Source organism: Streptomyces sp. NPDC051578 (genome assembly GCF_044454045.1).
Lineage (GTDB): Bacteria > Actinomycetota > Actinomycetes > Streptomycetales > Streptomycetaceae > Streptomyces.
In genome coordinates, this window is the sequence record NZ_JBITDH010000004.1 from 501,491 (window position 1) to 520,481 (window position 18,991).

The window sequence follows — 18,991 nt, forward strand, 5'->3', positions numbered from 1 at the left end:
CCCGTTCCCGATGCCTCCCTTTCCCGAAGTCTTCCGTCCGCCCACTCCTTTGGAGGAGCACCACATGAGCAAGTCCCTGCACGTCCTCGGCGCGGCGCTGGGTGCGGCCGCCCTGGCCGCATCGCTCACCGCGTGCGGCGGCGACAGCCTGGAGAAGACGAAGGACGGCGGCTCGTCCTCCTCCGCCCCGGACGGCGGCGCCAAGGGCAAGCTGGTGATCGGTGCGGCCGGCTTCACCGAGTCGAACGTACTGGCGGAGCTGTACGCGCAAGTCCTGCGGAACGCGGGCTACTCGACCTCCGTCACCACGGTCAACAACCGTGAGCTGTACGAGCCGTCGCTGGAGAAGGGCGAGATCGACGTCGTCCCCGAGTACGCGGCGACCCTCGCGGAGTTCCTGAACGCCAAGGTCAACGGCAAGGACGCGCCGAAGGACAAGCCGGTCGCGTCGAGCGATGCGACGGCGACGGTGGCGGCGCTGGAGAAGCTCGCGACGCCGCTCGGGCTGAAGGTCCTGCCGGCGGGTTCGGCCGTCGACCAGAACGCTTTCGCGGTGACGAAGGAATTCGCCGCGAAGAACAACCTCAAGAGCCTTTCCGATCTCGGCAAGTCGGGCCTCAAGGTGAAGATCGCCGCCGGTGACGAATGCGCCGTCCGCCCCTTCTGCCAGCCGGGGCTGGAGAAGACATACGGAATTTCGGTCTCCGGTGTCGACCCGAAGGGCGTCGGCACCCCGCAGGCCAAGCAGGCCGTCAAGGACGGCGTGGACCAGCTCGTGCTCACCACGACCACCGACGCCACGCTCGACAACTACGGCCTGGTCCTGCTGGAGGACGACAAGAAGCTGCAGAACGCCGACAACGTCCTGCCGGTCGTCAACGCCAAGGACGCAGGCTCCGCGGAGGTCGCCGCGGCGCTCGACCCGCTCACCAAGACGCTGACGACGGCCGACCTCGCCGACCTCAACCGGAAGGTGGACGCCGAGCGCGCGAAGGCCGCCGATGTGGCCAAGGCGTACCTGGAATCCAAGGGTCTGCTCAAGAAGTAGCCGCGTACGAAGATCAGTTACGCGGTTGGTGCGGAAATGGCGGGTAACCGCCCGGTAAGAGATTGCCGGGCGGCTACCCCACACCACGCCTACGCCCTGTAAATTTCAGGCCATGCCCCGTGGACGCCACCGCAATCCAGAACCTCTGCACCGTCTGCTCACGCCGACGGCCCTCGCCGGTGTTTCCGTGGCCGCTGCCGGTGCGGCCTGGCTGCTCGCGCAGCCGGTGGCGCTGCGCCTGCTCGTGGCCCTCACCGCGGCCGCGGGCGTGGCGGGCGCCGTCGTCATGCGCTCCTGGGACCGCTCGGCCGGGCGCCGGGTGGCGGAGCTCGCTCGAGAGCGGGTCAAGGACGAGTGGAAGACGGAAGAGCGGATAGCCGAGCTCGAATCCGACCTGGAAGAAGCCCGCGCGCTGCGCGCCAAGCTGGACGCGAAGCTGCGGGCCAAGCGGGTCGAACTGGCGGGCCTGCGCGGCGAACACGCCTCGCTGCTGCGCCGGTACGCGACCGCCGAGACGGAGCGCGCCAGCGCCCTGGAGCGGCGCAGGCTGCTCGCCATCGAGGCGGCTTCGGGGCCGGCCGCGCCGAAGGAACTCCCGGCGGTGTCGCAGGAGCGCACCGGCAGCGGGGCGCCCACGGCGGTCGGGTACGCCCGCGCGAACGCGGCGATGGCCGCGCTGGTGCGCAAGGCGGAGCAGCGGGCCGCGGTAGCGGGCGCGTCGGGGGCGGCGCTGACCGCGGCTCCGGTCGCCGGGTCCGACGCGCACGGCCGTACGACGGCAGATGGGGCGGACCGGGAGACGGGTGCCGGAGCCGGCACTGAGACGGACGCCGAGGCCGGCGCCGGGGCCGCGCAGGTTCCGGCCCGGCGGCTCGCCGCGGCGGTGACCCCGTACCCGGCACCCCGGCGCTCCGCTTCGCGCGTCGAGGGCGGCTTCGACTTCTTCGGCACCAAGAACGCCGCCCAGGCCCGCGCCGTGATCGAGTCCGTGCAGAACGAGGACCTCGCGGACGTCGTCGGCGCGGAGGCCCTCGCGGTGCACAAGGCGGAGTCGGCCGGACAGGGCGACGCCGAACCGGAGTTCAAGGCGGCGACCGCCGAACAGCGCGCGGTGGGCCAGGTCATCGACCTGACGGAGCACGACGAGACCGAGCCGGTCGACGTGGCCCGCCTGCGTACCGCGATCTCCTGAGGGCCGTTCCGGGCGGGACCCTTCGACGCGTACCCCGGCTCAGAACAGCGGCAGCTGGCCCGGGTGGGGGCCGAGGGTGAAGCCGTCCAGGGTGGGGGCCGAGGCGCCGAGGACCACGCGGGCGCGGGAACCGGGGCAGGACACCAGGCCGCCGCGCTCCCGGCCGCCGGGCGGGTCGTGGCGGGCGATCCGGCCGGCCGTCACGGCGCAGTCGCGGCCGCAGGCGGGACAGGCCCGCCGGGGGGAGTGGGACATGCCCCCAGTCTGCACCCCGTCACCGACAGCCTCGCCCCCCTCCGACGGCCGGGCTCAGGCCGACCGGGCCGCCGCCCAGGCCTCGTGGGCGCGCAGCACCCGGGACCACAGGGCCGTGTGGTCCGCCGGGGTCAGGTCGCCGAGGTCCCGCCCGAAGACGGTGGCGAGGACCTCGTAGAACTCCCCGGAGTCCGACAACTCCCGCCTGCTCGTGCCCCCGAGCGGGTCGATGCGGCTCAGGACGCGCCCCTGGAGCGCGTCGATGCCCTGGGCGTCACGCCGGTACAGGGCCGGCGTGCCCACGAAGGGGGAGCCCTCGTCGGCCGAGAGCCAGGCGTGCATGGGGGCGAAGTCGGCCATCACGGCGGGCGCGGAGCGGAAGTTCATCCGGGGCTTCGGGCGGGACGGGTTGGGCAGGCTCCAGCCCCCGGCCCCGGCCCCGGCCCCTGCCCCTGGCCCGGCCCCGGCCCCTGCCCCTGGCCCGGCCGCTGACCCTGGCCCCGCCACGCCCTGCGCCTCCTGCGGCTCCAGCCGCTCCACTGCGTAGGGGAAGCCGCCCTGCTCGTACGTGCCTTCGCGCAGCGGCAGCGGCTCGTGAGGGCCGTCGCCGAGCCCGACGTCCACGAGGTACTCCGCCCCCTCGACGCGCACGGTCAGCGTGAGGTGGTCACCGCTGACGTCGCGCGAACCGAGGTCCGGGACGACGCCGCCGTAGTGGCGCGTCACGTCGTAGCCCAGGGTTTCGAGGAGCGCCGAGAACGCGCCGTTGAGGTGGAAGCAGTAGCCGCCCCCCCGAGGCCAGGCGCCGTACCGACAACTCGGAGTCGATGCCGGGGGGCCGGCCGAGCTGGAACTGTCGGTCGCCCCCTCGCCGGACGGTTACTTGTCGATGTCGCCGACTACTTGTCGATGTCGCCGACCACGAAGAACAGCGAGCCGAGGATCGCCACCATGTCCGCGACCAGCTGTCCCGGCAGCAGCACCGCGAGCGCCTGGATGTTGTTGAAGGACGCCGAGCGCAGTTTCAGCCGGTACGGGGTCTTCTCGCCCTTCGAGACGAGGTAGTAGCCGTTGATGCCGAGCGGGTTCTCGGTCCAGGCGTACGTGCTCCCCTCGGGCGCCTTCAGCACCTTCGGCAGGCGCTGGTTGACCGGCCCCGGCGGCAGCTGCGCCATCCGGTCCAGGCAGGCCTCGGCGAGGTCGAGGGCGTTGTGCGTCTGGTCGAGCAGCACCTCGAAGCGGGCCAGGCAGTCGCCCTCGGGGCGGGTGATCACCTTGAGGACGTCCTGGAGCTCGCCGTAGGCCAGGTACGGCTCGTCGCGGCGCAGGTCGAAGTCGACGCCGGAGGCGCGGGCGATCGGGCCGGAGACCCCGTACGCGTGCACGGCCTCCGCCGACAGCACGCCGACCCCGCGCGTGCGGCCGCGGAAGATCTCGTTGCCGTGGACCAGCTTGTCGTAGACGTCCATGCGGGTACGGACGTCCGCGACCGCGGCACGGGCCCGGCCGAGCCAGCCGGCCGGCAGGTCCTCCTTGAGGCCGCCGACCCGGTTGAACATGTAGTGCATCCGGCCGCCGGAGATCTCCTCCATGACGGCCTGGAGCTCCTCGCGCTCACGGAACGCGTGGAAGATCGGGGTGATCCCGCCCAGTTCGAGCGGGTACGACCCGAGGAACATCAGGTGGTTCAGTACCCGGTTCAGCTCGGCGAGCAGGGTCCGCATCCACACGGCCCGCTCGGGGACCTCCATGCCCAGCATCCGCTCGACGGCCATGACCACGCCGAGTTCGTTCGAGAACGCGGACAGCCAGTCGTGGCGGTTGGCCAGCATCACGATCTGCCGGTAGTCGCGGGCCTCGAAGAGCTTCTCGGCGCCGCGGTGCATGTAGCCGACCACCGGCTCGGCGCTCACGATGCGCTCCCCGTCCAGGACGAGGCGCAGGCGCAGGACGCCGTGCGTGGAAGGGTGCTGCGGTCCGATGTTGAGCACCATGTCGGTGCTTTCCGCCGCTCCGCCGATACCGACCGTCGTCTCCGTCATGGCCGCATTGTCTCAGCCATACGCTATGCGGATGGAAACAGGGACGAGGGGTGGGACGAGCCACCCCGACTGGGTGGGACTGCCGGGTGGCCTGCTCAGGCTCCGCCGGTTGCTGCTGGGGTTCTGGTCGGTGCTCCTCGCGGCGGTGACGGGGGTCGTCCTGGGACTGGCCGCCGGCCCGGCGTGGGCGGCCTGCGGGGTGCTGTGGCTCGCGGCGGCGGCCTGGGCCTGGGTGCTGCTCGGGCGGAACTGGCGCTCCTGGCGGTACGCGGAGCGCGCCGACGACCTGCTGATCAGCCGGGGGGTGCTCTGGCGGGCCCAGACGGTGGTGCCGTACGGCCGGATGCAGCTGGTGGAGGTGACCTCGGGGCCGCTGGAGCGGCGCTTCGGGCTGGCGTCCGTGCAGCTGCACACGGCGGCCGCGGCGACCGACGCGAAGATCCCCGGGCTGGTGCCGGACGAGGCCGAGCGGCTGCGCGACCGGCTGACGGAGCTGGGCGAAGCAAGATCGGCGGGTCTGTGAGCCCGGCGGGCGGCGAGGCCGCGGGGGGCGCGGAGGCGGTGGGCACCCCGGTGGCGGGGGCCGCGGAGGCGGTGGGCGCCCCGGTGGCGGTGGCCGCGTACGAGCGGCGGCTGCACCCGCTGACCCCGCTGCTGCGCGCCTGGGTCCCCATCGCGGCCGTCATCGGCGTGCTCGCGCAGCAGGGCGACCGGGCGGAGGAGTGGATCACCGAGCTGCCCGTGTCGCTCCGCTTCCTGGTCCTCGTCGCGCTGCTCTTGGTCTTCGGTACGTACGGGCTGCTGAGCTGGTGGTTCACGCACTACGCCGTCACCGACACCGAGCTGCGCATCCGCAGCGGGCTCCTCTTCCGCCGCACCGCCCACATCCGGCTCGACCGGGTCCAGGCGGTGGACGTCACCCGGCCGATGCTGGCCCGGCTCGCGGGGGTGGCGAAGCTGCGGATCGACGTCATCGGCACCGATGACAAGGACGAGCTGGCGTACCTGGCCGAGAAGGACGCCGCCGCGTTGCGCGCCGAACTGCTGGCGCGGGCCGCCGGCTTCGCCCCGGCCGAGGCGGTCGCCCTGGGCGAGGCGCCGGAGCGCGCGCTGCTCCGGGTCGGGCCGCGCGAGCTGCTGGTCTCCTTGCTGCTCAGCCTGGGCGTGCTGGCGGCGGTCGCGGGCGGGCTGCTCGTGCCGGTCGCGGTGTGGTGGTTCAGCGCCAACCCCTGGGCGGCGGCGGCGTCCCTGCTGCCGCTGCTCGGCTGGGCCTGGAGCAGCAGCGCGGGCCGGTTCCTGACCGAGTACGACTGGACGGTCGCGGAGTCCCCCGACGGGCTGCGGCTCGACCACGGGCTGGCGGACCGGGCCCACGAGACGGTGCCGCCGGGCCGGGTGCAGACCGTACGGATCGTCGAGCCGCTGCTGTGGCGGTGGCGCGGCTGGGTACGGGTGGAGCTGGCGGTGGCGGGCTCGAAGAACGACGTGCTGGTGCCGGTGGCCGCGCGGGCCGCCGCGTACGAGGTGATCGCGCGCGTGCTCCTGGGTGTGGACCTGGCGGCCCTGAGCTTCTCCCCGGCCACGGGGGCCGGTGCGCGGTGGGTGGTCCCGGTGTGGTGGCGGGGCTACGGCGTAGCGGTCTCCGCGGACGTGTTCGCCGCCCGGCGGGGGCTGATGTGCCGCCGTACGGAGATCGTCCCACACGCCAAGGTGCAGAGCGTCCGGCTCACCCGGGGCCCGTGGAAGCGGCTCCACGGCGTGGCCGACGTCCACGTCGACACCGGCGCCAACGGCACGGTGACGGCCCGGCTCCGCCCGGCCCCGGAGGCCTCCGCCCTCCTCTACGCCCAAGCGGACCGCTCCCGCACCTCCCGGGCCTCGGCCCGCCCGGACCGCTGGATGACCTGATGCCGATGCCGATGCCGGCGCCACCCTCGCCCATCGAGGGTGATGTACGTCATATCGGCAGCTGTCACACGGGGGCGGGCCGGCCGGTCATAGCGGTGTAACCCCGCAACGGCAAAGGAGAGCACCATGAGCGCCCGTCTGAACCTCTTCGGCAGCGCGACCGCCGGGAAGTTCTTCAAGCACATCAACTCGGCCGGCAAGCTGCTGTCGGATTCGGCGCTGCCCGCCGCGACGCAGGAACTGGTGAAGATCCGCGCGAGCCAGATCAACGGGTGCGGCTTCTGCACCGACATGCACGTCAAGGACGCCGCAGCCGCCGGTGAGACCCCGGGGCGCCTGCACCTGGTCGCGGTGTGGCGGGAGGCCACGGTGTTCACCGAGGCCGAACGCGCCGCGCTGGAACTGGCGGAGCAGGGGACCCGCATCGCGGACGCGGCCGGCGGTGTCAGCGACGAGGCGTGGGCGAACGCCGCCAAGCACTACGACGAGGAGCAGCTCGCCGCCCTCGTCTCCCTGATCGCCCTCATCAACGCCTACAACCGGCTGAACGTCATCGTGCGGCAGCCCGCGGGCGACTACCAGCCCGGCCAGTTCGGCTGAGGGTGCTCGACGCGGGCCGCAAGCGGCCTCCCGCCGGTCAGGCCGACGGGGGGCTGCCCGCGCGGACCAGGCCGGATTCGTAGGCCAGGACGACCACTTGGACGCGGTCGCGCAGGCCCAGCTTCGTCAGGATGCGGCCCACGTGCGTCTTGACCGTCGCCTCCGACAGGACCAGCCGGGCCGCGATCTCGCCGTTCGACAGGCCCTGCGCCACCAGCAGCATGACCTCCCGCTCCCGCTCCGTCAGCCGCTCGATCTCCTTGTTGCGCGGCTCCTGGGAGGTCGTCGGCAGCATCGGCGCGAACCGGTCCAGCAGCCGCCGCGTCGTCGACGGCGCCACCACCGCGTCGCCGCTGTGCACCGAGCGGATCGCGGCCAGCAGCTCCGCCGGAGGGACGTCCTTGAGCATGAAGCCGCTCGCGCCCGCCTTGAGGCCCGAGAACGCGTATTCGTCCAGGTCGAAGGTGGTCAGGATGATCACCTTGGGGTGCTCCTCCGGCTCGCAGATGCGCCGCGTCGCCTCCACCCCGTCGAGCCTCGGCATCCGCACGTCCATCAGCACCACGTCCACCTTCGTGGCCCGCAGCACCTCCAGCGCCTCCAGGCCGTCACCGGCCTCGGCGACGACCTCCATGTCCGGCTGGGCCGCCAGCACCATGCGGAAGCCCGTGCGCAGCAGGACCTGGTCGTCGACCAGCATCACGCGGATGGACATCAATCACCTCTTCTTGAGTGGGAGGAGCGCGCTGATCCGGAAGCCGCCGCCGGGCCGCGGGCCCGCGTCCAGCGTGCCCCCGACCATACCGACGCGCTCCCGCATGCCGATCAGTCCGTGCCCGGCGCCGTCCGCGCCGCCGTCCTCGTACAGTTCGTGGGCCGCGCCCCGGCCGTCGTCCTCGATCAGCAGCCCGAGGCCGTCGTCGAAGTACACCAGCCGGACGCTCGCCCTGGCCTCCGGGCCGCCGTGCTTACGCGTGTTGGTCAGTGCCTCCTGCACGATCCGGTACGCCGTCAGCTCCACCCCGCTCGGCAGCCGCCGCGGCGCGCCCTCGACCGCGAAGTCCACGGCGAGCCCGGCCGTGCGGACCTGCTCGACCAGGACCTCGATCTGCTCGACGTCCGGCTGCGGCACGTAGTCCTCGGACTCCTGCGGCTCGCCGGTGCGCAGCACGCCCAGCAGCCGCCGCATCTCGGCCAGCGCCTGGCGGCCGGTGCCCGAGATGGTCTGGAGCGCCTCCTTGGCCTGTTCCGGTGCCACGTCCATCACGTACGCGGCGCCGTCCGCCTGGACCACCATCACCGAGACGTTGTGCGCGACGACGTCGTGCAGTTCCCGGGCGATCCGGGCGCGCTCGGCGGCGACGGCCACCTTGGCCTGCGCCTCGCGCTCCTTCTCCAGCCGCTGGTTCCGCTCGACGAGCTGCGCGTAGTAGGCGCGGCGGGTGCGCAGGGAGTCGCCCAGCACCCAGGCCAGGGCGAAGGGGACGACGGCGAAGAGGGTGAAGAGGAGGTTGTCGCTGGTGCCGCCCTTGTCGATGTGGAAACGCAGGGCGTACAGGGGCGAGGCGGTCAGCCCGAGGGCGAACGCGAAGCGCGAGAGCCGGCGCGAGACCTCCCCCGAGGCGGCCACGGTGTAGAGGATCACCAGCATCCCGAAGTCGCCGTTGTGCACCTCGACCCCGGCGGATAGCTGGTAGACGCCCGTGCCCACCGCCAGCCAGAACATCTGCGGCGTCCACGTGCGGCGCAGCGCGATGACGACGCCCATCGCGATCACCGACGGGACCGTGAGCAGCCGCTCACCGGTGCCGCGGTGGCCGGCGGACGCCAGGTCCAGCAGCGCGATCCCGCACAGGAGGACGGCCCAGAAGCTGTCGACCCCTGTCGGGTGTCTGCGGAGGAAATCGTAAAGGCGCTGCACGTAACCCAGCGTAGGCAAAGGAGATAGGTGCTGGAGTCAACCACAGGGGCGATCCGCGCGAAGGGGGCGTACTCCCCAAGGTGGAGGGGAGCTTAGCCTGTGGGGGATGAGCGCTCAGGGTGAAGGGATCGGGCCGGTCCGCTGGCGTACCGCCATGGAGGCGGCGCTGTACGGACCGGGCGGCTTCTACGTCGACCCGCGCGGCCCCGGCCCCGCCGGGCACTTCCGTACCTCCGTGCACGCCTCGCCGCTCTACGCGGGCGCCGTGGCCCGGCTCCTCCTCGCGGTGGACGAGGCCCTCGGCTGCCCGGAGACGCTGGATCTGGTCGACGTGGGGGCCGGGCGCGGGGAACTCCTGACCGGGGTGCTCGCCGCCCTGCCCGCGGAGGCGGCGGGGCGGGTGCGCCCGTACGCCGTGGAACGCGCGGGCCGGCCCGAGGGACTGGACCCCCGCATCCGCTGGGTCGCGCGGCCGCCCGCGGGGACCGCGGGGCTGCTGTTCGCCAACGAGTGGCTGGACAACGTACCGCTGGAGGTCGCCGAGGACGGGCGGTACGTACTGGTCGCGCCCGACGGTACGGAAGGCCCGGGCGGCCCGCTGGACAGCGGGGACCGGGCCTGGCTGGAGCGGTGGTGGCCGGGCGGGGGCCGGGCCGAGATCGGCCGCCCGCGCGACGAGGCCTGGGCGGCGGCCGTCGCGACCCTCGACCGGGGCCTGGCGGTGGCGGTGGACTACGCGCACACCCGCGGGGCGCGGCCCCCGTACGGCACCCTGACCGGCTTCCGCGGCGGCCGGGAGGTCCCGCCGGTCCCGGACGGCAGCTGCGACATCACCGCGCACGTGGCCCTCGACGCCTGCGCGGGGCCGGGCGCGGCCCTGCTCACGCAGCGGGAGGCGCTGGCGGGGCTCGGAGTCTCGGGCGCCCGCCCGCCGCTGACGCTGGCGTCGACGGACCCGGCGGGATACGTGCGCGCCCTCGCCTCGGCGGGGGAGGCGGCCGAACTCACCGCGCGCGGCGGGCTCGGGGACTTCGGGTGGCTGGTGCAGCCGGTGGGGCTGCGAGGGACCCCGGGCCTGTACGGCCTGCCGGGCCTGCCGGGGTCCGGCTCCGGGGTCCGGCCGGGCTGACGCCGTGCGGCGCCGCCCCTGCCGGACCCGCCGCACTACCGCGTCAGGCCGGGGCCGTGGCCCTCGCGCAGACCGCCGCCGCTGCCGCCCGCGCCGCCGCCCGCGGGCCGCGCGGCGGCCGGCCGCGCGAGCGGGGCCAGGTCGTAGGCGTAGTGGCCGACGGCGTTCGCGATGACGTCGACGTTGACGTCGAGCGCCTTGGGGTCGATGTTGGCGATGGTGTCGCCCTTGCCGTGGTAGTTCACGTCGTAGGCCACACCGGCCTGGCCGCCGAACTTGGCGGCCTGCGCCGCGGTCTTGATGCCCTCGGCTCCCGTGTCCGTACCGCCTGCGGGGATCCCGGCCTCGATGAACGGGCCGTAGTCCGAGCGGCCGGTGAAGTCCGATCCCTCGTGCGGGATGTTCCGCCCGTCCAGGAAGTCCGTGATGCCCTTCTCCAGTTGGGCGGAGCCCTCGGGTCCGGGGCCGGAGCCGACCTTGTCGGAGTCGTCGCCGTCGTAGACGAAGTAGGCGCCGTTGGGCGAGGCGATCATGTCGAAGTTCAGGTAGAGGCGGATCTGCTTCTTCTGCGCGTCCGTCAGGCCGCCCACGTACGCCTCGGAGCCGAGCAGGCCGAACTCCTCCGCCGACCACCAGGCGAACCTGACCTTGTTCTTGATCTTCGTCTGGCTGCTCGCGAGGCGCTGCGCGACCTGGAGGATGCCGGCCGATCCGGAGCCGTTGTCGTTGATGCCGGGGCCCGCCGCGACCGAGTCGAGGTGCGCGCCGAGGAAGACGGTGTTGTTCTCGTCGCCGCCGCGGGTCTCGGCGATGACGTTGTACGTCGTGCGGTTCTCGCGCAGTTCGCGGATGTCCAGGGTGACCTCGACCGGTCCGGCCGCGGCCTCGGCGGCGAGCTTCTCGCCCTCCGCCTGGCTGACGCCGCCGGTGGGGACCTTGCCCGCGTCGGCCTCGCCGAGCGTGCCGTTCAGGGCGCCCTCGGTGTTGTTGTAGATGATCGCGCCGACCGCACCGGCCGCCGCGGCGTTGGCCTGCTTGACGGCGAAGGTGCAGCCGCCGCGCTTGACGAGCGCGATGCGGCCGGTGAACGCGCCGGGGGCGAAGTCGCCCGGCTCGCAGCCGTTCGTACCGTCCGCGTCGACGGGGGCGACGGCGAGGCGCGCCGTGACGCCGTCGGCCGGGCCGCTGGCGGTGTACGTCATCAGCTTGATGGGGACCTCGCGCGGGGAGGCGCCGTTGACCTTCAGCGTCTCGGCGACCGTCTCGACGTACACGAAGTCGAACGCGTTCCGCGTGACCTTGTACCCGGCCGCCTTCATCACGGCCTCCACGTACTGGGCGGACTGCACGTGGCCCTTGGAGCCGGCCACCCGGGTGCCGTTGTTGTAGTCGGCGATGGACTGGAAGACCTTGAGGTGGTTTTCGGCGCCCTTGCCGGTCGCCTCCCGGACCAGCTTCTTCGCGAGCGCGTCACCCTGGGCGGCGTCGCTCTGCGGGCTGCTGGCACCGGCGGGCCCGGCGAGCAGCAACGGGGAGGCGAGGGCCAGCGCGGCCAGGGCGGCGGTGGCTGCGGCTATACGGCGTGAGGGCATGGAGGTCCTTTCACGGCAAGGTGCGGCGGGCCGAACGGTGGACGCACGTTAAGCAGCGGGGAGCCGCTCCCGCCAGACTGCGAATTCCGGCCAGTCCAAGAGGAGTTACCGGTCACGGGTCAGCGGAGGATCCCCTCGATGAAGTCGGATCCGATGCGGGACACCACTGACAGGTCCAACTGGTGCTGCGCGTAGCGGCCTTGGCGGCGGGTGTGCAGGAGCCCGGCCTTCTTGAGCACGGAGAGGTGGCGGGAGACCTCCGGGGCGGATATGCCGCACACGGTGGCCAGCTCGCCCGTGGTGTACGGGGCCCTGGCCAGGCTGCGGCACAGCTGCATCCGCATCGGGTGCGCGAGGGCGTCCATGCGGCGCCGCAGCTGCTCCACCGAGCCGGGGGAGGAGGCCGGTTCGGGCGTGCCGAGGGGGTAGTGGACGACCGGCCGCCAGCCGGGCGCGTGCAGTACGAGCAGGTGCGGCCAGCCGAAGTTGGTGGGGATGAGGACGAGGCCGGCGCCGATGGTGGGGTCGGTGGCGGTGGTCGACCCGTCGACCATCTTGTCGGCGGTGATGGTGGTCCCGGCCGCGTCGACGCTCAGCGCCGCCGAGACCTCGCGGAGCGCGGCCGGCAGGCCCTTGCGGCGCAGCACCTCGGTCTTGTGGCGGGCGTCGGCGGCCTGCTGGGGGCCGGTGCGCTGCCAGGTCTCGGCGAAGAACGCCTCGTCGCAGTCCTCCAGGAGGCGGCGCAGCCAGACGCGGACGGCGGCGGTGTCGTCCAGCAGCCGCCGGGAGAACCGCAGCTGGGCCGGACCGCGGGCGGCGGCGGCCTCCAGCACCCTGGCGCGGGAGCCGGGGTCCTTGAGGGGGGAGGGGACGCCGCCCTCGTTGTAGAGCGCGAGCCAGCAGTGTTCGAGGGCGGCCGTCACGAAGCGCTCGTCGTCGAGGCCGTCGAGTACGTCGAGCTCCTCGGCCAGGGTCGCGGCGGGGAGGCCGGTGCCGCCAGGGGTGCCGGCGAAGGGCATGAAGATGTCGGAGAAGGAGCTGCGCCAGAGGAAGTCGGCCTCCAGGAGCCGGTCGGCGAGGCAGGGGTCGAGCGCGGCGGTGGTGGCGGTGGCCCAGGGGGCGAGGCGGGGGTGGTGGGCGGTCTGGGAGAGCGCGTGCAGGGCCATGCAGAGTTCCGCGAGGGGGGAGGGCGCGAAGCGGATCCGCTCCGCGGGGAGCCCGGCGATGTCGATGGTGACGCTCATCGCCCCATTCTCCCGGCCGCCCGTCCCCCCGCCCCCCACAAGGTCCGTCCGAGCGACCCCCTCCCCCCGGGCCTCACCGCCGGCCGGGCTGCGGTTTCGGCCGGAGTGGGGGGCGGTTCGGCTAGAGGCGGGTGGTGAAGTCGGCGACGGCCGACTGGACGTCCGACGGGGTCCAGGAGAGGGACGGGGCGGTGACCTCCAGCTCCGTCATGGACACGCCCGGAGGCCCGGCGGGCGCCCAGCGGCGGAACAGCACGCGCCCGGTCTCCTCCGCCTGCCGCACCCCCGCCTCCGTCAGCCGCTCCGCCTTGTACGGCAGCCACACCTGGAACTGGTGCGTGTGCGGCACTTCCGGATGCACCCGGAACCACGGCAGCCCGGCCCGCCCGAACCCCTCGCGCAGCGCCTGCGCGACCACCCCCGCCTGGGCCACGTACGACGGCAGGCGCGGGAGCTCCCGGTCCAGGCCGGCCAGCGCCGACAGCGCCTGCGGGAACTGGCGGAAGACCTGGCCCCCGTACCGGTGCCGCCAGACCCTCGCCTCCGCGACGAGCGACGCGGAGCCCGCCAGCGCCGCCCCGCTCAGCCCCCCGAGCGACTTGTAGAACGACACGTACACCGAATCCGCGAGCCCCGCGATCTCCGGCAGCGGCCGCCCGAACCGCACCGTCGATTCCCACAGCCGGGCCCCGTCGAAGTGGACCACCGCATCCCGTTCGCGGGCCGCCTCCACCAGCGCGACGAGCTCCTCCCACGTCGGCAGCACGAACCCCGCCTCCCGCAGCGGCAGCTCCAGCATCAGCGTGCCGAACGGCTCCGGCAGCTCCGCGACCTCCCGCGCCGTCGGCTGCCGCGCCTCCCGCGTCGGGTGCACCGTCCGAAGCCCCGACACCACCGACAGCGCGCCGCCCTCCCACAGCTCCGGGTGGCTCATCGGGTGCAGCGCGACCACCGGGTTCCCCGTCCGCCCCGCCCAGCACCGCAGCGCGACCTGCTGGGCCATCGTCCCGCTCGGGAAGAACGCCGCGTCCTCCGTCCCCAGCAGCTCCGCGACGCGCTGCTCCAGCCGCGCCACCACCCCGTCGCCGTACGCGTCGACGGGCTCGTCGGGGTCCGCCCCGGCCAGCCCGGGCAGGGTCGCCAGCAGCTCGCCCAGCGTCGGCTCCAGCAGGCTCCCGGACAGCTTCCGCTCCGCCCCCCGCCACGCCGCCACCAGCCGCTTCGTCCGGTCTTCGTCATCCGTCATGACCTGATCATCGCCCGGCCGCCGCCGACGGGCCGACACGCCCAGGGGCTAGCATGGCGGCGTATCGTCCGGTACCCCCCGCGGACTGGAACGGAAGGCATTCCCCGCGTGAACGCAGCCCATCAGACGGAGCCCCGGGATCCGTCCGACCGCCCTGCCCGGCTCGCCGTGGGCGTCGTCGGCGCCGGCCGGGTCGGCCCCGCGCTGGCCCGCGCCCTCCAGCAGGCCGGGCACCGCCCCGTCGCCGTCTCCGGTGTCTCCGACGCCTCCCGCCGCCGGGCCGCGCGGATGCTGCCCGACGTGCCGGTCGTCCCGGCCGAGCGGGTGCTCGAACACGCCGACCTGGTGCTCCTGACGGTCCCGGACGACGCCCTGCCCGGCCTCGTCGAGGGCCTCGCCGAGACGGGCGCGATCCGCCCCGGCCAGCTCCTCGTCCACACGTCCGGGCGCTACGGGACCGCCGTCCTGGACCCGGCCCGGCGCGCGGGCGCCCTCCCGCTGGCCCTGCACCCCGCGATGACCTTCACCGGCACCGAGGTCGACGTGCAGCGCCTGGCCGGCTGCTCCTTCGGCGTGACCGCCCCCGACGAGCTGCGGCTCGCCGCCGAGGCCCTGGTCATCGAGATGGGCGGGGAACCCGAGTGGATCGCGGAGGAGAACCGCCCGCTCTACCACGCCGCCCTCGCCCTCGGCGCGAACCACCTGGTCACGCTGGTCGCCCAGGCCATGGAACTGCTCGGCAAGGCAGGCGTCGAGCACCCCGACCGGATGCTCGGCCCCCTCCTCGGCGCGGCCCTCGACAACGCCCTGCGCTCCGGCGACTCCGCGCTCACCGGGCCGGTGGCCCGCGGTGACGCCGGTACGGTCGCCGCGCACGTCTCCGAGCTGCGCAAGCACGCCCCCGCCGCCGTGCCCGGCTACCTCGCGATGGCCCGCACCACCGCCGACCGCGCCCTGGCGCACGGTCTGCTCAAGCCGGAACTCGCCGAGGACCTGCTGGGCGCCCTCGCCGGGGGCGCGACGACCCCCGACCCCGAAACCGACCCCGAGGGCGACGGCCGATGACCGAGCACCCCCTGCTGCTGAACACCGCCGACGCGCTGCACCGGCTCCCGCGCACCGGCCGCCGCGCCGTCGTCATGACCATGGGCGCCCTGCACGACGGCCACGCCACCTTGGTCCGCACCGCCCGTGATCTGGCCGGCCCCGCCGGCCAGGTCGTGGTCACCGTCTTCGTCAACCCCCTCCAGTTCGGGGCCAACGAGGACCTCGACCGCTACCCCCGCACCCTCGACGCCGATCTCGCGATCGCCCGTGCGGCGGGCGCCGACGCCGTGTTCGCCCCGGCCGTCGACGAGGTCTACCCCGGCGGCGACCCCCAGGTGCGCATCAGCGCCGGCCCCATGGGCGGCCGCCTCGAAGGGGCCACCCGCCCCGGCCACTTCGACGGCATGCTCACCGTCGTCGCCAAGCTGCTCCACCTCACCCGTCCCGACCTGGCCCTCTTCGGCCAGAAGGACGCGCAGCAGCTGGCCCTGATCCGGCGGATGGTCACCGACCTCAACTTCGCGGTGGACGTGGTCGGCGTACCCACCGTCCGCGAGGAGGACGGCCTCGCCCTCTCCTCCCGCAACCGCTACCTCGCGCCCGCCGAGCGCCGCACGGCCCTCGCCCTGTCCCGCGCCCTGTTCGCGGGCCGCGACCGCCTCGCAGCCCAGGCCGCCCTGCGCGCCCGCGCCGAGGCCGCCCCCGCCAGCGACCAGCGGGCCACCGGCCTGGCCCGGCTCGGCGAGATCCGCGCCTCCGCCGACGCGCACGCCGTCTCGGTGGCGGTCTCCGCCGCCGGTACGGGCCTGCCCGACGCCGTGCGGGCGGCCGCCCGCCACGTCCTGGAGGAGGCGGCCCGTCAGGACCCGCCGCTGGCCTTGGACTACCTGGCGCTGGTGGATCCGCAGGACTTCACCGAGGTCGGCCCCGACTTCACCGGCCAGGCCGTCCTGGCCGTCGCCGCGAAGGTGGGCACGACCCGGCTGATCGACAACATCCCATTGGAGTTCGGAGCACACACGTGAGCACCCCAGGCACAGGCACCGCCGGCACCGGCATACGGCTGCACGCCCCCGCCCCCGGCTGGGCCGTCGAAGCCGACGTCGTGGTCGTCGGCTCGGGCGTCGCGGGCCTGACGGTGGCGCTGCGCTGCGCCGCGGCGGGCCGCCGTACGGTCGTGGTCACCAAGGCCCGGCTCGACGACGGCTCCACCCGCTGGGCACAGGGCGGCATCGCGGCCGCCCTCGGCGAGGGCGACACCCCCGAGCAGCACCTGGACGACACGCTGGTGGCCGGGGCCGGCCTGTGCGACGAGGCGGCCGTACGGCTGCTCGTCACCGAGGGCCCGGGCGCGGTACGCCGCCTCATGGAGTCCGGCGCGGTCTTCGACACCTCCGCCGAGACGGGCGAGATCGAGCTGACCCGCGAGGGCGGCCACCACCGCCGCCGGATCGCGCACGCGGGCGGCGACGCGACGGGCGCCGAGATCTCCCGGGCCCTGGTCGAGGCCGTCCAGGCGGCCGGTATCCGTACCGTCGAGAACGCCCTCGTACTGGACCTCCTCCAGGACGCCGAAGGCCGTACGGCCGGCGTCACCCTGCACGTCATGGGCGAAGGCCAGCACGACGGCGTGGGCGCCGTCCACGCCCCGGCCGTGATCCTCGCGACCGGCGGCATGGGCCAGGTCTTCTCCGCCACCACCAACCCGTCCGTCTCCACGGGTGACGGCGTGGCCCTCGCCCTGCGCGCCGGCGCCGAGGTCTCCGACCTGGAGTTCGTCCAGTTCCACCCGACGGTGCTGTTCCTGGGGCCGGACGCCGAGGGCCAGCAGCCGCTGGTGTCGGAGGCGGTCCGCGGCGAGGGCGCCCACCTCGTCGACGCCGACGGGGTGCGCTTCATGGTGGGCCAGCACGAGCTGGCCGAACTCGCCCCGCGCGACATCGTCGCCAAGGGCATCATGCGCCGCATGCAGGAGCAGGGCACCGGCCACATGTACCTGGACGCCAGGCACTTCGGCGCCGAGATGTGGGAGCAGCGCTTCCCCACCATCCTCGCCGCCTGCCGCGCCCACGGCATCGACCCGGTGACCGAGCCCATCCCGGTCGCTCCCGCCGCCCACTACGCGTCCGGCGGCGTACGCACCGACCTGCACGGCCGCACCACCGTCCCCGGCCTGTACGCCTGCGGCGAGGTGGCCTGCACCGGCGTGCACGGCGCGAACCGGCTCGCCTCCAACTCGCTGCTGGAGGGCCTGGTCTTCGCCGAGCGCATCGCCGAGGACATCGTGGCCCACCCGCCCGCCGCCCATGCCCCGGTCGTTCCCGTCCCGGCCACCGGCCCGCTGCAGCCCGCCGGGGCGCGCTACGAGGTCCAGCGCATCATGACGGACGGCGCGGGCGTGCTGCGCTCCGCCGGCTCCCTCGCCGGCGCCGCCGCCGCGCTCGAAAAGCTGTACGCGGCCGCCCTGGGCGACCTGGAGGCGCACGGCAAGACCGCCGAACCGGGCGTCGACACTTGGGAGGCCACCAACCTCCTGTGCGTGGCCCGGGTCCTGGTCGCCGCGGCGCGGCGGCGCGAGGAGACCCGCGGCTGCCACTGGCGCGAGGACCACCCCGACCGGGACGACGAGAACTGGCGGCGCCACCTCGTCGTCCGGCTCTCCGCGACCGAGAAGCGGGCCCTGGTCGTCACCCCCACCGACTCGGCGGACTTCCCGTCCGTACAGCGGTCCCCCGATGGCACCGACACCGTCAACGACAGCATGGAGCAGTCAGCGTGAGCACGCACGAGCACGACCACCAGCACGACGAACTCCCCCTCATCGACCGGTCGGAGGGCGGTTGCGGCGACGACTGCGCCTGCGGTGACGGCGAGGAGTCCGGCCTGGACCCGGCGCTGGCCCAGCTGCTGACCGACGCGGGCCTGGACCCGGTCGAGGTCGAGGACATCGCGCACATGGCGCTGTCCGAGGACCTGGACGGCGGGGTCGACGTCACCACCGTCGCCACCGTGCCCGAAGAGGCGGAGGCCGTCGCGGACTTCGTCGCCCGCGAGGACGGCGTCGTGGCCGGTCTGCGCGTCGCCGAGGCCGTGTTCTCGATGGTGTGCACCGAGGCGTTCGAGGTGGAGCGGCACGCGGAGGACGGCGACGCCGTCAAGGCCGGGCAGCTGCTGCTGTCCGTACGCTCCCGCACCCGCGACCTGCTGACCGCCGAGCGCAGCGCGCTGAACCTGCTGTGCCGGATGTCCGGCATCGCGACCGCCACCCGCCGCTGGGCGGACGTCCTGGAGGGCACGACGGCCAAGGTCCGCGACACCCGCAAGACGACCCCGGGCCTGCGCGCGCTGGAGAAGTACGCGGTCCGCTGCGGCGGCGGCGTCAACCACCGCATGTCCCTGTCGGACGCGGCCCTGGTCAAGGACAACCACGTCGTCGCCGCGGGCGGCGTGGCGCAGGCGTTCTCCGCCGTGCGCGAGGCCTTCCCGGAGGTCCCGATCGAGGTCGAGGTCGACACGCTGGAGCAGATCGGCGAGGTCCTGGAGGCCGGCGCCGACCTGATCCTGCTGGACAATTTCACGGTGGCCCAGACGGCCGAGGCGGTCGCCCTCGTCGCCGGCCGCGCGGTCCTGGAGTCCTCGGGCCGGCTCACCCTGGACACCGCCCGCGACTACGCCCTGACCGGCGTGGACTACCTCGCGGTCGGCGCGCTGACGCACTCCTCGCCGATCCTCGACATCGGCCTCGATCTGCGCGAGGCGGTGTAACC

General features: G+C 74.0%; 17 protein-coding genes and 1 pseudogene. 10 read left to right on the top strand and 8 right to left on the bottom strand.

Features of this window, described 5'->3' with window-relative positions; translation table 11 throughout:
* The first annotated feature begins 64 nt into the window (after positions 1-64).
* Positions 65-1,048, top strand: coding sequence for an ABC transporter substrate-binding protein (locus tag ACIA6C_RS21420; protein ID WP_366081134.1), 984 nt, complete (start codon positions 65-67; stop codon positions 1,046-1,048).
* Between the two features lie 112 nt (positions 1,049-1,160).
* Positions 1,161-2,240: a hypothetical protein gene (locus ACIA6C_RS21425; RefSeq protein ID WP_399277942.1), complete on the top strand. Its 1,080-nt coding sequence runs from the start codon at positions 1,161-1,163 to the stop codon at positions 2,238-2,240.
* Positions 2,241-2,279: 39 nt separating this feature from the next.
* Here the strand turns inward: ACIA6C_RS21425 and ACIA6C_RS21430 are convergent, their stop codons facing one another.
* The 3 genes and pseudogenes from ACIA6C_RS21430 to ACIA6C_RS21440 all read right to left on the bottom strand — a co-directional run bounded on the left by ACIA6C_RS21430 (position 2,280) and on the right by ACIA6C_RS21440 (position 4,537).
* Positions 2,280-2,495 (bottom strand): hypothetical protein, encoded by a 216-nt coding sequence (locus ACIA6C_RS21430; protein WP_190185956.1) that lies wholly within the window; start codon positions 2,493-2,495, stop codon positions 2,280-2,282.
* Between the two features lie 54 nt (positions 2,496-2,549).
* A pseudogene (locus ACIA6C_RS21435) lies at positions 2,550-3,275 on the bottom strand (arylamine N-acetyltransferase); the annotation flags it as partial.
* Between the two features lie 119 nt (positions 3,276-3,394).
* Complete coding sequence (locus tag ACIA6C_RS21440; RefSeq protein WP_399277945.1) at positions 3,395-4,537, bottom strand: NADH-quinone oxidoreductase subunit D; 1,143 nt, start codon at positions 4,535-4,537, stop codon at positions 3,395-3,397.
* 31 nt (positions 4,538-4,568) lie between these two features.
* On the opposite strand from ACIA6C_RS21440, the gene ACIA6C_RS21445 reads away from it, so the two are divergent.
* The 3 genes from ACIA6C_RS21445 to ACIA6C_RS21455 all read left to right on the top strand — a co-directional run bounded on the left by ACIA6C_RS21445 (position 4,569) and on the right by ACIA6C_RS21455 (position 7,045).
* A complete protein-coding gene (locus tag ACIA6C_RS21445; RefSeq protein WP_399277947.1) occupies positions 4,569-5,060 on the top strand; it encodes a PH domain-containing protein in 492 nt (163 codons plus the stop codon).
* Positions 5,057-6,445, top strand: coding sequence for a PH domain-containing protein (locus ACIA6C_RS21450; RefSeq protein ID WP_399277949.1), 1,389 nt, complete (start codon positions 5,057-5,059; stop codon positions 6,443-6,445). The genes ACIA6C_RS21445 and ACIA6C_RS21450 overlap by 4 nt, the downstream gene beginning before the upstream one ends.
* A 126-nt stretch (positions 6,446-6,571) precedes the next feature.
* Entirely contained in the window at positions 6,572-7,045 is a 474-nt protein-coding gene (locus ACIA6C_RS21455; protein WP_366081129.1) for a carboxymuconolactone decarboxylase family protein, read from the top strand.
* A 37-nt stretch (positions 7,046-7,082) separates the two neighbouring features.
* Here the strand turns inward: ACIA6C_RS21455 and ACIA6C_RS21460 are convergent, their stop codons facing one another.
* Both ACIA6C_RS21460 and ACIA6C_RS21465 read right to left on the bottom strand, forming a co-directional pair.
* Entirely contained in the window at positions 7,083-7,760 is a 678-nt protein-coding gene (locus tag ACIA6C_RS21460) for a response regulator transcription factor (RefSeq protein WP_361129987.1), read from the bottom strand.
* A gap of 3 nt (positions 7,761-7,763) precedes the next feature.
* The gene (locus ACIA6C_RS21465; protein ID WP_399277952.1) at positions 7,764-8,966 is read right to left on the bottom strand and encodes a sensor histidine kinase; all 1,203 of its coding nucleotides are present in this window, start codon (positions 8,964-8,966) and stop codon (positions 7,764-7,766) included.
* A 106-nt stretch (positions 8,967-9,072) separates the two neighbouring features.
* On the opposite strand from ACIA6C_RS21465, the gene ACIA6C_RS21470 reads away from it, so the two are divergent.
* The gene (locus tag ACIA6C_RS21470; protein ID WP_399277954.1) at positions 9,073-10,095 is read left to right on the top strand and encodes an SAM-dependent methyltransferase; all 1,023 of its coding nucleotides are present in this window, start codon (positions 9,073-9,075) and stop codon (positions 10,093-10,095) included.
* Positions 10,096-10,130: 35 nt separating this feature from the next.
* Here ACIA6C_RS21470 and ACIA6C_RS21475 read toward each other — a convergent pair whose 3' ends face one another.
* The 3 genes from ACIA6C_RS21475 to ACIA6C_RS21485 all read right to left on the bottom strand — a co-directional run bounded on the left by ACIA6C_RS21475 (position 10,131) and on the right by ACIA6C_RS21485 (position 14,177).
* Positions 10,131-11,687, bottom strand: coding sequence for a M28 family metallopeptidase (locus ACIA6C_RS21475; protein ID WP_399277956.1), 1,557 nt, complete (start codon positions 11,685-11,687; stop codon positions 10,131-10,133).
* Positions 11,688-11,806: 119 nt separating this feature from the next.
* A complete protein-coding gene (locus ACIA6C_RS21480; RefSeq protein WP_399277958.1) occupies positions 11,807-12,931 on the bottom strand; it encodes a DUF5937 family protein in 1,125 nt (374 codons plus the stop codon).
* Between the two features lie 121 nt (positions 12,932-13,052).
* On the bottom strand, positions 13,053-14,177 hold the full coding sequence (locus ACIA6C_RS21485; RefSeq protein WP_399277960.1) for a threonine aldolase family protein: 1,125 nt from the start codon (positions 14,175-14,177) through the stop codon (positions 13,053-13,055).
* A gap of 108 nt (positions 14,178-14,285) precedes the next feature.
* On the opposite strand from ACIA6C_RS21485, the gene ACIA6C_RS21490 reads away from it, so the two are divergent.
* From ACIA6C_RS21490 to nadC, 4 genes are read left to right on the top strand one after another with little or no spacing between them, the layout of a single operon-like run.
* Positions 14,286-15,242, top strand: coding sequence for a DUF2520 domain-containing protein (locus ACIA6C_RS21490; RefSeq protein WP_361129970.1), 957 nt, complete (start codon positions 14,286-14,288; stop codon positions 15,240-15,242).
* Positions 15,239-16,249, top strand: coding sequence for a pantoate--beta-alanine ligase (gene panC, locus ACIA6C_RS21495; protein WP_399277962.1), 1,011 nt, complete (start codon positions 15,239-15,241; stop codon positions 16,247-16,249). Before ACIA6C_RS21490 ends, panC begins: the two co-directional genes overlap by 4 nt.
* Positions 16,246-18,003, top strand: a complete 1,758-nt coding sequence (locus ACIA6C_RS21500; RefSeq protein WP_399277964.1) for an L-aspartate oxidase — start codon at positions 16,246-16,248, stop codon at positions 18,001-18,003. The genes panC and ACIA6C_RS21500 overlap by 4 nt, the downstream gene beginning before the upstream one ends.
* Positions 18,000-18,989 (top strand): carboxylating nicotinate-nucleotide diphosphorylase, encoded by a 990-nt coding sequence (nadC, locus tag ACIA6C_RS21505; protein ID WP_361129961.1) that lies wholly within the window; start codon positions 18,000-18,002, stop codon positions 18,987-18,989. The genes ACIA6C_RS21500 and nadC overlap by 4 nt, the downstream gene beginning before the upstream one ends.
* Positions 18,990-18,991 lie beyond the last annotated feature (2 nt).

Bases quoted from the DNA above. Each gene is read 5' to 3' on its own strand.
- ACIA6C_RS21440 (WP_399277945.1), bottom strand. From the start codon at position 4,537: ATGACGGAGACGACGGTCGGTATCGGCGGAGCGGCGGAAAGCACCGAC.
- ACIA6C_RS21475 (WP_399277956.1), bottom strand. From the start codon at position 11,687: ATGCCCTCACGCCGTATAGCCGCAGCCACCGCCGCCCTGGCCGCGCTG.
- ACIA6C_RS21430 (WP_190185956.1), bottom strand. From the start codon at position 2,495: ATGTCCCACTCCCCCCGGCGGGCCTGTCCCGCCTGCGGCCGCGACTGC.
- ACIA6C_RS21460 (WP_361129987.1), bottom strand. From the start codon at position 7,760: ATGTCCATCCGCGTGATGCTGGTCGACGACCAGGTCCTGCTGCGCACG.
- ACIA6C_RS21480 (WP_399277958.1), bottom strand. From the start codon at position 12,931: ATGAGCGTCACCATCGACATCGCCGGGCTCCCCGCGGAGCGGATCCGC.
- ACIA6C_RS21455 (WP_366081129.1), top strand. From the start codon at position 6,572: ATGAGCGCCCGTCTGAACCTCTTCGGCAGCGCGACCGCCGGGAAGTTC.
- panC (WP_399277962.1), top strand. From the start codon at position 15,239: ATGACCGAGCACCCCCTGCTGCTGAACACCGCCGACGCGCTGCACCGG.
- ACIA6C_RS21425 (WP_399277942.1), top strand. From the start codon at position 1,161: ATGCCCCGTGGACGCCACCGCAATCCAGAACCTCTGCACCGTCTGCTC.
- ACIA6C_RS21470 (WP_399277954.1), top strand. From the start codon at position 9,073: ATGAGCGCTCAGGGTGAAGGGATCGGGCCGGTCCGCTGGCGTACCGCC.
- ACIA6C_RS21445 (WP_399277947.1), top strand. From the start codon at position 4,569: ATGGAAACAGGGACGAGGGGTGGGACGAGCCACCCCGACTGGGTGGGA.
- ACIA6C_RS21420 (WP_366081134.1), top strand. From the start codon at position 65: ATGAGCAAGTCCCTGCACGTCCTCGGCGCGGCGCTGGGTGCGGCCGCC.
- ACIA6C_RS21485 (WP_399277960.1), bottom strand. From the start codon at position 14,177: ATGACGGATGACGAAGACCGGACGAAGCGGCTGGTGGCGGCGTGGCGG.